General features: G+C 37.1%; 11 protein-coding genes. All 11 read left to right on the top strand.

The window, feature by feature from the left end; all coding sequences use genetic code 11:
* Nucleotides 1-37 precede the first annotated feature (37 nt).
* A complete protein-coding gene (locus LQZ21_RS06190; protein WP_411043371.1) occupies nt 38-1,120 on the top strand; it encodes a glycosyltransferase family 10 domain-containing protein in 1,083 nt (360 codons plus the stop codon).
* A gap of 69 nt (nt 1,121-1,189) precedes the next feature.
* Nucleotides 1,190-2,083, top strand: a complete 894-nt coding sequence (locus tag LQZ21_RS06185; RefSeq protein ID WP_411043370.1) for a glycosyltransferase family 2 protein — start codon at nt 1,190-1,192, stop codon at nt 2,081-2,083.
* 177 nt (nt 2,084-2,260) lie between these two features.
* Complete coding sequence (locus tag LQZ21_RS06180) at nt 2,261-3,865, top strand: rhamnan synthesis F family protein (RefSeq protein ID WP_411043369.1); 1,605 nt, start codon at nt 2,261-2,263, stop codon at nt 3,863-3,865.
* A 2-nt stretch (nt 3,866-3,867) separates the two neighbouring features.
* On the top strand, nt 3,868-4,785 hold the full coding sequence (locus LQZ21_RS06175) for a glycosyltransferase (protein ID WP_411043368.1): 918 nt from the start codon (nt 3,868-3,870) through the stop codon (nt 4,783-4,785).
* A gap of 3 nt (nt 4,786-4,788) precedes the next feature.
* Nucleotides 4,789-5,952 (top strand): glycosyltransferase, encoded by a 1,164-nt coding sequence (locus LQZ21_RS06170; protein WP_411043367.1) that lies wholly within the window; start codon nt 4,789-4,791, stop codon nt 5,950-5,952.
* Nucleotides 5,949-6,938 (top strand): glycosyltransferase, encoded by a 990-nt coding sequence (locus tag LQZ21_RS06165; RefSeq protein WP_411043366.1) that lies wholly within the window; start codon nt 5,949-5,951, stop codon nt 6,936-6,938. Before LQZ21_RS06170 ends, LQZ21_RS06165 begins: the two co-directional genes overlap by 4 nt.
* Nucleotides 6,938-8,002 (top strand): glycosyltransferase family 4 protein, encoded by a 1,065-nt coding sequence (locus tag LQZ21_RS06160; protein ID WP_411043365.1) that lies wholly within the window; start codon nt 6,938-6,940, stop codon nt 8,000-8,002. Before LQZ21_RS06165 ends, LQZ21_RS06160 begins: the two co-directional genes overlap by 1 nt.
* Before the next feature lie 173 nt (nt 8,003-8,175).
* Nucleotides 8,176-9,156 carry an extracellular solute-binding protein gene (locus LQZ21_RS06155; RefSeq protein ID WP_411043364.1) on the top strand — a complete coding sequence of 327 codons (981 nt, stop codon included), beginning with the start codon at nt 8,176-8,178 and terminating at the stop codon, nt 9,154-9,156.
* Nucleotides 9,137-9,928, top strand: coding sequence for an ABC transporter ATP-binding protein (locus LQZ21_RS06150; protein WP_411043363.1), 792 nt, complete (start codon nt 9,137-9,139; stop codon nt 9,926-9,928). Before LQZ21_RS06155 ends, LQZ21_RS06150 begins: the two co-directional genes overlap by 20 nt.
* Nucleotides 9,929-10,017: 89 nt before the next feature.
* Complete coding sequence (locus tag LQZ21_RS06145) at nt 10,018-11,502, top strand: ABC transporter permease subunit (RefSeq protein WP_411043362.1); 1,485 nt, start codon at nt 10,018-10,020, stop codon at nt 11,500-11,502.
* Complete coding sequence (locus LQZ21_RS06140) at nt 11,489-12,418, top strand: sugar phosphate nucleotidyltransferase (RefSeq protein WP_411043361.1); 930 nt, start codon at nt 11,489-11,491, stop codon at nt 12,416-12,418. Before LQZ21_RS06145 ends, LQZ21_RS06140 begins: the two co-directional genes overlap by 14 nt.
* Nucleotides 12,419-12,457: the final 39 nt, after the last annotated feature.

Below are 12,457 nucleotides of genomic sequence, written 5' to 3'. Positions count from 1 at the left end.
TGGATAGTTCTGAAATAAAATTTATTCTGGAAATTGTATGACCTCAATTGGTTCTTTAATGAAAACAACTCTAAAGTTATTCTTGCCAAAATTATTTAGGAAAAAAATAAAAAACTATTTAAAGAAAATACTTGGAGTTGATTATATTCATAAAACTTACGGAAAAGTGTATATGCCGTTATACAATATGGGTTTTCCATTAAACAATAAGTATCCTGATATTTATAATTCCGAGGGAAAGAAATTAGAATTATTCTTTCTCCGGGATATACACGGCGCGCATCTGGTTTATAGTTATAACAAGTATTTCGAGTGGGACAGATATAATTTTGGATTAGACACTCATTTTTATACCCATAATTCCATGCGTGAAACAATGGGAAAACCGCAAAAACGATACGGCATGCTTGTTGAGTCGGAAATTATTGTGCCCGGTGATTATAAAATTTTTGAGAAACAAAAAGGTCTTGAAAACGATTTTGATTTGATTTTTACTTATTCTGATAAAATACTTGAAGCAATCCCCAATGCCCGCTATGTTCCGTATTATATAAAACCCCAATATAATTCATCCGAATTGGGAATAGAGGCGGCTAATCAATATAAATACAAAAGTAAGAATATTTCGGTAATTGCTTCCGGCAAAACAATGGTTCCTTTGCATAAATATAGAAACGCCATCGCCATGCAGTGCAAAACAAATCAACTAGCAGACGCTTATGGAAAATTTGATGGCGGAAGATATTTTGAAATATCTGAACCCTATAAAGATTACCGCTTTTCTATCGTTATAGAGAATGAAATAACCCCTTATGGTTTTACTGAAAAAATCACAAATTGTCTTGCTTCCATGACCATACCGGTTTATTTAGGTGCCACAAAGATTGATAGCCTTTTTAATCATGACGGCATTATTCATTTTAGTATGGATGACGATATAGAAAATGTTCTAAAACAATGTACAAAAGAATTTTATGAAGAAAGAATACCAGCTATAATCGATAATTTTAACAGGGTAAACAGTGGTAAAACCGCTAACGATATTATATATGAAAAATATTTATATAATGACGTTGGTAAATTATCACCCGGAGAATTATTGAAGACACTGAATTCGTAAGCAAATCATTTCTCGTATTTATAGAACAAAGGTATAATATAGAATCAGTCGAATCAAAGTGGATTATTTATGAAAAACCAATTAGTATCTATAATTGTTCCCTGTTATAATCAGGCTCGATATCTTGATATATGTCTGGAATCTGTTATTAGCCAGACATATCCTGATTGGGAATGTATTATTGTTAACGATGGATCGCCTGATAATACAGATGAAATAGCCCAAAAATGGTGTAAAAGAGATTCGCGTTTTAGGTATTTTAAAAAGGAAAATGGTGGGGTAAGTTCAGCAAGAAATTATGGACTAAAAATAGCAAATGGTGATTATATACAATTTCTTGATTCTGATGATATAATTGCTAATAATAAGTTCGAGCTACAACTAAAATTATTAAAGAAAAATAGTTGTGATATTATAATATCAGATCATGCTTATCTTATTAACAACAACCAAATAAGAAATCACAGCATCTGTAATATTGATTTCTCTCCCAGTGGTTTAATTTATGGCTGGGAATCTTCATTCATTTTTCCCATACATGCAGCGCTAATATCAAATGCATTTTTATTAAATTATAAAATAATATTTTCTGAAAAATTGAAAGCAGAAGAAGATTATTTCTTCTGGGTAACATGCGCTCTCAATAATGCAAAATTTTATTATCATAATGATATACTTGCCTATTATAGGGATCATAATTCTGGTACAAAAAACAGGGAACGATTAATTATTCATATATATAAAGTTTTTTTGGAAATCTATGAATTATTAGATGAAGAACAGAAAGAGATTTATAAAGATAGAATGCCCCCATTATTATTTCTTAAAACTGTTCCTTTCTATACCCCTATTGTTTTAAAAAAATCAAAAGCATATAAAATAGGTCTTTTTTTCTTGTTTTTTCCTAAACTTATTAAGAAATTCATGATAAAAATATTAAGTTCATTACGTTTCTTCGCCTGACTATTTTCGATCGGGCCTCCCAAGAAAGAACATAACTCCAGAAAGCGTGTCTGCTGGACGAGAAAAGAGAAATATATGAATCGAATACTATTCTTTGTCCATTACAATAAATACAATTTTCTTTCAGATCATGTGATCTATCTGTTGGAAAATATTCGCCGCCTATATACCAGAATAGTGGTCATTTCAAACAGTTCGCTATCCAGTGAACAATATAACAAACTTTCAGAATTCAGCGATGAAATTGTTTTGCGGGAAAACAAGGGATTTGATTTTGGCGCATGGAAGGATGCGATGCTAAAAGACGGATGGAAAAACCTTTCCCGATATGATAATTTAACATTGATGAACGACACCTGTTTTGGTCCTGTTTTTGATCTTGGAAATGTTTATCTTGAAATGGAAGAAAAAGACGTTGACTTCTGGGGATTAACAAACAACAAAAATGATAGATTTGGAATGCCCAAGAGTCGCAGGCCCATACCCGAACATATACAAAGTTATTTTATTTGTTTTAATAAAAAAGTTGTTAATTCCGGAATCTTCCAAACCTTTTGGGAGAATGTCAGATATGAAAATAAACTTGAAAAGGTAATTCAAAATTATGAAACCCAATTTACCCAAATATTGATAAAAGCCGGGTTCAGATATTCGGTATTTCTTGATAAATCAAGATTTCCCGAAATCAAATCTGATCTTGCGGTCAGACGGCCAGATTTATGCCTGAAATTTAGGGTTCCCGTTTTAAAGATAAGATCTTTTCTTAGTTTTCCTTGTCCTGGATATATTATTTCCCTCCTGCGGGAAAATACCAACTATCCTGTATCTATTGTTTTTGATTATCTTAATCAAATTTACGATCCTAATACAATGCTTTTTATTCAAAACAAGCTTATATCTAATGCGGAAAAAAATATAAATAGTTTTCGGAATGTAAAAACAGCAATACATCTGCATTTGTATTATACAGATATTTTAGATAAATATATGATATTCCTTAATAATACAAACGTAAATTTTGATCTTTATATTACAACCGATAGTCCTGAAAAAAAAGATGTTGTTTATAATTTTCTTAAGGGTCAAACATGCTTTTCAAAATTAAAAGAAATAATCATCATAAAAAATCAGGGGGGGGATATTATACCATGGTTATCCATTAAAGATCGCTTAAATCACTATGACATTGTTGGTCATTTTCATACAAAAAATTTGCTTGATGCTGAAGAATGGATCGGCATTACCTGGCTTAACGATCTGCTCAATTCATTATTATATAATATTAATTCTATAGTTAATGAATTTTTTATTAACAGTAACCTTGGTGTTGTAATACCCGAAGTACCATATGTTTTTAGAGGTATCTTTCTACTTGATTTCTCTAGACGTCTACGAAATAGTATGGGTGCATTATGGAATAAATTAGGATGTAAGAAAGAAATTAATTTTGAAATTATTAAAAGCATGGTTTTTCCAATTGGTGCTATGTTTTGGTATAGACCTGTCGCCTTAACCCCCCTTTTTAATCTGAAATTATCTCAGGATGATATTGGTCATGAATCTACACCTGATGAATGTATGTTACATGCTGTTGAGCGGCTGATTGTATATATTGCATGGAACGAAGGCTATGATTACAGGATTGCAATTCCACCAGAGGATAGAAATAGTAATTTTGTTGATGTTTCTGCAATCAATAAGGTTATTAATTCTCTGGAATACAGAATCGGTAAATACATATTAGGGCTGCCAAAAGCTGTTAAAAGCTTTGTGGAAAATTAACTGTGATTTCTGCCGCCATTGTCATCTGGTATAATCCTAAAACCCTGGGAGAAGCTATTTCGATAAAAAACATATTAACATATTCAGATTTTTGTAAAAAGGTGTATATTATCGATAACAGCATCGAAGATAATTCAAAATTGGCAGATCAAATTCCCAATTCCCGGTATATTCCTAATTTTGAGAATTTAGGCATTGCTAGAGCCCTGAATCAGGGCTGCGAAGCGGCCGTGAACGACGGTCATATATGGGCCATGACCATGGATCAGGATTCAAGCTGGGATAGTAAATATATTTCGGAGTACATAAATGAAGCCACTCGGATATATCACATTGACAATAGTACCCAGAGTTTTTCTCCGAATACGGTTCATCAAAACGAAGTACATTCAATATTGGGAACGATCAAGCATAATCTGTTAAAAAAAAGAAGGGCGGAAAAAAAGGATAACGAAAATGAATTTGAGTATATAGACCGGGTCATATCCAGTGGTAATATTATTAATCTTGAAATGTGGAAAACAATTGGCGGCTTTAATAATGAGCTCTTTATTAATGATGTGGATTACGATTTCTGTTATCGGCTAACTCAAAAGGGATATAAAATAGTAAAAATACATAAATGTAATATGAACCATGTTGAAGGAGAGCCTCGGAAGACATTTTTTCCCCATGCCTTCTGGTATCATAAAGAACGAATATATTATTTAGTACGGAATAAATATTACATTTTAAAGAACTATCCTCAATTTGCCAAGAAATATAAATACAAACAAACAATAAAAAGAATAATATTTGAGAAATTTTTTTTTCTTGAATTTGATGATTTGACATACGTCCTAAAAGGGATATCTGATGGGAGGCATAATATTTATGGTAAATTTTATAAAGAGAAAAAGAACAATTCTGTTAAGGAATAATCTGTGTTAAACATTTTTTGCCTTGGCGCGGTCTCTGAAGATTACAGGACAAGGAATACATTAAGATTTTTCCTCGAAAAAGAAGATTACCGGGTGTTTTACAACGATTTTGATAAACCGGTTTCATATGAAGAATCTTCCCGTCCGGTATCAATAAAAAGAAAGCTCCTTAAAATATTTTCAGTTATTCCTAATTTCTTTTATATGCTGTGGGCTGATATTATTTATGTCTTTGCTATGCAGCACGGCAGTTTCCCGATTCAAATAGCATTTTTATTTAAGAAGAAACTTGTGGTCGATTTTTTCCTTTCCTTTTATGATACTGAAATAAATGATTATAAACATTTTACTCCCGGTTCAAAAAAAGCCAAGAGAATAAAAAAGATCGATCGTAACGCTATTATCAATTCTCGGATGATTTTTTTCCTCAATCAGTCGGAGGCTGAATATTATACGAGGGTCCTTGATGTAGATAGTAACGCTATAACCTGTCGTATCTTGCCGCTTTGCATTGATGAAAAACCTCAAGCCAAGATTGGTTATTTTATGGGAAACCGCGATTGTCTTAATTTATGCTGGTGTGGTTCTTATGTGCCTTTGCAGGGTTTAGATGTTATTCTAACCGCTGTTTCCATGCTTAAAGGAAAGATTAAATTGCATTTGTATGTTTGGGGTGCCTCTGATAAAAGAGGGGAATCATATAAAAAAATGGTTGAAGGTCTCCAAATACAAGATATAGTTACCATACATAACGAATGGGGAAATCGTAAAAAATGGGAAGAATTTATTGTGGATAATTGTGATATATCATTAGGTATCTTTGGACAGTCAATGAAGGCGAAAACAGTTCTTGCCAACAAAGTATTGGATGGAATTGCGTTTCGCACTCCCGTTATAACCGCCCATTCCGCCGGTTTACATGAATATTTTAACGGAATCGATGATATTTTCATCACCGAAAATACCCCTATAGCCCTTGCGGAAATGATTGAATATGTTGGATCTTTCTATGGCGGATATTCCGGAATTAAGGAAAGAATAGACAATGCTTTCAAAATATATCGAGACAATTTTACACCCCATATTTTTCAGAAAAAATTATTATCCTATCTTACGACCTTAAGCGGCAGTCGGCGTGAGATTTATGAAAAAGATTTATCCCCATGAAATACCTCTACGTTCTTACAAGTTCGAAAAATGACACTTATTACGAACAATTTCTGCTCTCTCTTGTTTCCCTTAGGATGCATCATTCCCATGATGAGGTTGTTGTTCTAACAGATACAAAGACCAAAGAATCTCTCACCGGCAAACGTGGTAGGTATGAGAAACTAGTTTCAGATATAAAGCCAATAGACCCACCGAACGAATTAAATCAGAAGGAAATTTCCAGGTGGATTAAAACTTCTATCAGGCATTTTGTTTCAGGTGATTTTCTTTTTATTGACTGCGATACTATTATTGCCGGTCTTTTGGATATTTTGTCTTTGCAAAATATAACACTGGGTTCCGTATTGGATACTCATGTTTTATTATCGCAACATCACCTTAATGATGAATTTAAAAAAAGGGATGTTGCATTGGGTTATATAAGAGAGAGAGATTCAGATAAATATTTTAACAGCGGTATCATTTTTAGCCGTGATACTCCCGAGGCTCATGTTTTCTTTAACAAATGGCATGATTTATGGATTGAAGGTAATAGTCGCGGAATTTCTGCGGATCAACCTTCCTTCAACCAGGCAAACTACGAACTCAATAACATCATCACCGAGCTCCCCGGTGAATGGAACTGTCAGATAAGCCACAACGGTCTTCCCTATCTTTGCGATGCAAAAATTATCCATTATTATGCGACTTCCCTTGTTTCTTTTGTCCCGGCATATAAGCTTGCTTCTCCTGAAATTCTGGCGTCCATTAAAGCGACCGGTGAAATTCCTAAGGCAGCAATGGCGATGCTTGAAAATCCCAAGGCGGCTTTTGAAAGTCAAACCCGTATTATTGCGGATCCCGTGGTTATCGGGGCTTTTGACGGTTCACTCTTTTCAAAATTGATATGGTTAAATAAAAGGCATCCAAAACTTTTTAAAAAATGTGATGATTTTATGTCCCGTCTAACTAAAATTATCAAGAAACTTCTTGGAAAGAAATAATGTCCATGATTCTAATCAATGGTTATTTTCTTTGTCGTAGATTAACCGGTATAGAACGGTATGCTTACGAAATCACCCTGCGGCTGGATAAGATTATCTCTTCTGGAGAGATTTCCATTATTATCCCTTCGGATTTTAAAAATATCCCTCCCTATAAAAACCTTACTATAATAAAATACAAAAAAAAAATACCCCACATACTTTGGCAAATGGTTACCCTCCAGTTTTTTCTCCTCACCCACCGGCAATACACGATCCTTGAATTCGGCAATACCTGTCTCCCCTTGGCTCCCGGAATTGTTTTTCTGCACGATATCTACTGCGAATTCTTTCCCGAGGATTTTGTAAGCTTTCGGGATAAGGTTATCCGTTTGTATAACCGTTGGCAATACCGGCTTATTGCAAAAAGGGCGAAAAAGATCGGAACGGTTTCTTATTTCTCAAAAAATCAGATAGCTCAAACTTATCATATTACTCCCGAGCGTATTACCGTGATTTACAGCAGTTGGAACCATTTTTTGAGCGTTAAGGCGGATTATTCAGTTTTTGATACCTACCCGGTCCTTTTAGAAAATGAATTTTATTTTTCCCTTGGCAGCCTTTCAAAACGGAAAAATATCCGCTGGATCATCGAATATGCGGTCAAAAATCCTGATTCCTATTTCGCCGTTTCCGGTACAAGCCTTCCTACAACACAGATTGAGAACTTGGATAATAACGCCGGTTTAAAGAACATCCTGCTGCTTGGGTATCTGGATGACGCTAAGGTAAAGGCGCTGATGGAAAAATGCAAGGCCTTTATCCTACCCTCTTATTACGAGGGGTTTGGGCTTACCCCCGTGGAGGCCCTTTCGTGCGGAGCGCAGGTAATCGTGGCCAGAGCCGCAAGCCTGCCCGAAATATTCGGAAATACCGCGCACTATATCGATCCCTTTGATACTGATGTCGATTTAAACGTCCTCCTCAAAGAACCGGTTGAAAGTCCGGAGGAAATCCTAAAAAAATATTCCTATGATGAGGCGGCTAAACAGGTTTATAAACTCATCAAGGAGGTTTTACGGTGAGGCTGTTTCAAAAATCGATGGTTCTCTATAGAAAATCCGCCGGGAACCGGGTAACGGTTGTAGAGTAAAATGTCTGTTTTTTCAAAAAATATATATAAATTTCACTAAACCTATTGTCCCTTGTTCATTTTTATGTTATTTTTTGTAAAAATGAACACTGGAGGGTTGATTTTATGAAAAAAATTATTAGTTGGTTTGCGGCGGTTCTGCTGATCTTTGCGGTTTTTTCCTGCAAAAAAGAAGACAGTAACCGGGTTGTCATATTTACCAGTACGGAAGATTTTAGGACCGAGCATATGCAGGAGTTACTCACACAGCAGTTTCCTAACTATGATATCACGGTAGAGGTGCTTTCTACCGGAAATCATGCGGCAAAAATTAAGGCGGAAGGTCAGGATACCGAAGCGGACATTACCCTTAACCTTGAAACCGGTCATTTGGAATCGGTAAAAGATCTACTGGCGGATCTTTCATCCTATGATACTTCCGATTTTCTTGATGAACTTGTACCGGCTCATCATAAGTATCTGCCCTGGGACAAATCAAGCGGCGCTATTGTGATAAACCGCGAGAAACTTGCCGCTTTGGGGTTTCCGGTTCCTGCTTCTTATGAGGATCTGCTGAAAAGCGAATATAAGGGGCTTATTTCTATGCCGAACCCAAAATCCTCCGGTACGGGGTATATGTTTTTGGTCAGCCTAATTAATGCGTGGGGAGAAGACGAGGCATTTGCCTATTTTGATTCCCTTTCTGAGAATATTTTGCAGTTTACAACTTCCGGGTCAGGACCGGTAAACGCCCTCATTCAGGGAGAGGTCGCCATAGGCTTGGGTATGACGCTGACGGCAACCCAGGCTATCAACAGCCGGGGTGTCCCGCTGGAGATGATTTTTTTTGCCGAAGGCGCTCCCAGTATTACCACCGGAATGGGCATTATAAAAGGAAAGGAGAATCGTCCGGCGGTAAAGGAAGTTTTCAATTTCGCCATGACTAAATTGGTTAGGGATGATAAGGAGCTTTATTGTCCGGAAGCTATTTTTAAAAATCAGCCCAACAATATCCCAAACTACCCCCAAAACATACCCTATGCGGATATGACCGGCGTATATGACACGGTATTAAAAGAACGGCTGCTTGAAAAATGGAAGTATTAGCGGTGTATTGATGGATAAACTTGAAGCCAAAGACTTAGTTCACGTCTTTCACAAACAAGAAGTCCTGCATAAAATTAATTTTACGGTCAGGGATGGGGAGTTTCTCTCCATCCTTGGTCCTTCCGGCTGCGGTAAAACTACAATTTTGCGGATCCTTATCGGACTTCTTCATCCAAGTTCCGGCCGTATCATAAAAGATGGAATCGACATAACCGATTCGGCGCCTTCCTCCCGTAATATGGGAATAGTTTTTCAGAACTACGCGCTTTTTCAAAATATGACGGTCCTGCGAAATATAGAATATGCGATCAGGTTTGACAAAGAGTTTCGGGCAAAATCCCGTTCGATAGCCCTTAATATCATTGAGCAGGTAGGTCTCACAGAACATCTAAATAAAAAACCGGGCAAGCTGTCGGGGGGGCAGCAGCAGCGGGTCGCTATTGCCCGTACCCTTGCTAAAAATCCGGAGATCATTCTTTTTGATGAACCTATGTCCGCACTTGATGCGGCAACAAGGCTTTTGCTTCGGGATGAGATAAAACACATCCAAAAACAATTTCATTCCACTATCATTTATATTACCCATGATCAAGAAGAGGCCTTTGCGCTTTCTGACCGCATTATGGTAATGGACCACGGCAATATCCATCAGATTGATACGCCCGAGGACCTTATACGGAACCCGGCGGATCGGTTTGTTCAGGAATTTGTTATAGATAATCTTAAACTAAAAATTAAATCCTTGGCCAAATATATTGAGGTTTCTCAATGAGGAATCACGGATCCATATCCGTTAAGATCATTTTAACAATATTTCTAACCATAACGGTTGTTTTTCCCCTGCTTCGCATGTTCATATACATGACCGGGGTTGACATCTCCGCTGTTGTCGGTTCCCTTCAATTTAAGTTGGCGTTAAAAAATTCTATTCTGGCGGCGGGAACCGGAACAATCATTTCTATCGCGGCGGCCTATATTTTAGCAATTTGTGTTGTCCGCACTAATATGCGTTTTCGGGAGGTCTTTAGCGTTTTTGCCTCCCTTCCCATGCTTATCCCGTCAATATCCCACGGTATGGGCTTGATCTTGCTCCTCGGTTCAAATGGCATCCTTACCCGGCTACTGGGGATTAAACAGTCTGTCTATGGATTCAGAGGCATTGTGCTGGGTTCGGTATTTTATGCCTTTCCTGTTGCCTTTCTTATGCTGGCTGATATTCTAAAATATGAAGATGGTTCGCCTTACGAAGCGGCGGCGGTTTTAGGCATCCCTAAAAGCAGCCAATTTCTTTCTATTACTGTTCCGTATCTGCGTAAGCCGCTTATAGCCGTGGTTTTTGCCGTCTTTACGTTGATTTTTACCGACTATGGGGTTCCCCTCATGATCGGAGGGCGGTTCACCACCCTTCCGGTACTTATGTATCAAGAAGTAATCGGCCTTCTTAATTTTAACCGCGGGAGCGTTATTGGATTTTTTCTGCTTATTCCCGCAATAATAGCGTTCCTTTTTGACGTATTAAATAAAGATACCGGAAACCAAACTTTTACCATTCAGGAAAAAGCCAAGAAAGAAAGTGCCCTAAGAGATGCCGCCGCCGCTATATATTGTATGCTTATATGCCTTATCATTGCATTGCCCCTGGTAATTTTTATCGTTCTTACCTTTGTAAACAAGTATCCTGTTGATCTGTCTTTTACGCTGGATAATATTACAAGAACCCTCAATATGAGTGCTGGGCAATATCTAATGAATTCTTTGATTATTGCTTTGGGTGTTTCTGTGTTGGGAACCATGTTGTCATATATTATTGCTTATTTTACCGCAAGAACTCCGGGAAAGACATCAAAGACATTACATCTTATTTCCATTACATCCCTTGCGATTCCCGGTTTGGTTCTGGGCCTTTCCTATGTTTTATTTTTTAAAGGGTCATTTTTGTACGGAACCCTTGGCATCCTTATTTTGGTAAATATTATTCACTTTTTGGCATCGCCTTATTTGATGGCCTATAATTCCCTGTGTAAACTCAACGCCAATCTTGAAGATGTCGGTTTAACCTTAGGGATAAGCCGGTTCTTTGTCATTAGGGATTGTCTTATTCCTCAGACCAAACTCACTATTTTTGAAATGTTTTCTTATTTTTTTGTCAATTCCATGATGACAATTTCCGCTGTTTCTTTTCTGGCCACGGTTAGAAACAAGCCAATCTCCCTTATGATAACTCAGTTTGAAGCCCAGTTGTTTTTGGAAGGCGCTGCCTTTATTTCGCTTGCTATTTTATCCTGCAATTTTATTGTTAAATGCCTGATTTATGTTTTAAGAAAAAAGGCTAATGGGCAAATTTAAAGCTAAGGGTATAAACATGGAACTTTCCCGAAATCAATTTAACATCCTTGTCTATTTTGAAAGTATAAGCGGCGGAGAGCAAATTCCGACTCAAAGGAATATAGCAAAAGAAACCGGTTTATCTATCGGGACGGTAAACAAAACTTTAACACAAATCTCGGACAAACAGCTCATAAATCAAAACAGAATAACATCCAACGGCATACAGGCTTTGGAGCCCTATCGGGCGAAACGGGCGATCTTTATTGCCGCCGGATTCGGGAGCCGCCTTGTTCCCATTACATTGAATACTCCTAAACCTTTGGTAAGGGTTAAGGGTATTCGTATCATTGATACCCTGCTTGATGCGGTTACGGCCGTGGGTATATCTGACATAATTATTGTCCGCGGTTATCTTGGGGAGCAGTTTGATCAGCTTTTATATAAATATCCGACGATCACTTTTCTTGAAAATCCTGTGTATAATGAGGCGAATAATATTTCCTCTGTCATGTGTGTCCGTTATCAACTGCAAAATACCTATGTATTGGAGTCCGATCTGTTTCTTAAAAACCCAGGGCTCATCACTAAATATCAGTATAGGAGTAATTATCTTGGCGTACCTACGGCCCGGACTGATGACTGGTGTTTTGAAACAAAGGATGGAAATATTTCAAAACTTCGAGTCGGGGGAACCAATTGTCATCACATGTTTGGTATTTCCTATTGGAATACCCATGATGGGGCAAAACTCTCAGGACATATCAAGCAGGTCTATGAAATGCCCGGCGGTAAGGAGCGATATTGGGATCAGGTGGCCCTTGAATATTTTATAAAAGAATATAATGTAGAGGTACGGGAATGTACCTTTGACGATATCATTGAGATAGATACTTTTTCCGAATTAAAAAAACTTGATGAGACCTATCGTGTATAGCCCAATAAAACCTCTGAAATCTTCGGCATTTTATCCGCA

This window comes from Treponema sp. TIM-1, assembly GCF_046533115.1.
In the GTDB taxonomy this organism is placed as follows: domain Bacteria; phylum Spirochaetota; class Spirochaetia; order Treponematales; family Breznakiellaceae; genus JAIRMO01.
Note: the sequence above shows the minus strand (reverse complement) of the source record. Positions and strands in the feature narration are given on the sequence as shown.

What these genes read in the sequence shown, in the direction of transcription:
- LQZ21_RS06165 (WP_411043366.1), top strand. Translation starts at nt 5,949, where the DNA reads ATGAAATACCTCTACGTTCTTACAAGTTCGAAAAATGACACTTATTAC.
- LQZ21_RS06160 (WP_411043365.1), top strand. Translation starts at nt 6,938, where the DNA reads ATGTCCATGATTCTAATCAATGGTTATTTTCTTTGTCGTAGATTAACC.
- LQZ21_RS06140 (WP_411043361.1), top strand. Translation starts at nt 11,489, where the DNA reads ATGGGCAAATTTAAAGCTAAGGGTATAAACATGGAACTTTCCCGAAAT.
- LQZ21_RS06155 (WP_411043364.1), top strand. Translation starts at nt 8,176, where the DNA reads ATGAAAAAAATTATTAGTTGGTTTGCGGCGGTTCTGCTGATCTTTGCG.
- LQZ21_RS06145 (WP_411043362.1), top strand. Translation starts at nt 10,018, where the DNA reads ATGACCGGGGTTGACATCTCCGCTGTTGTCGGTTCCCTTCAATTTAAG.
- LQZ21_RS06185 (WP_411043370.1), top strand. Translation starts at nt 1,190, where the DNA reads ATGAAAAACCAATTAGTATCTATAATTGTTCCCTGTTATAATCAGGCT.
- LQZ21_RS06190 (WP_411043371.1), top strand. Translation starts at nt 38, where the DNA reads ATGACCTCAATTGGTTCTTTAATGAAAACAACTCTAAAGTTATTCTTG.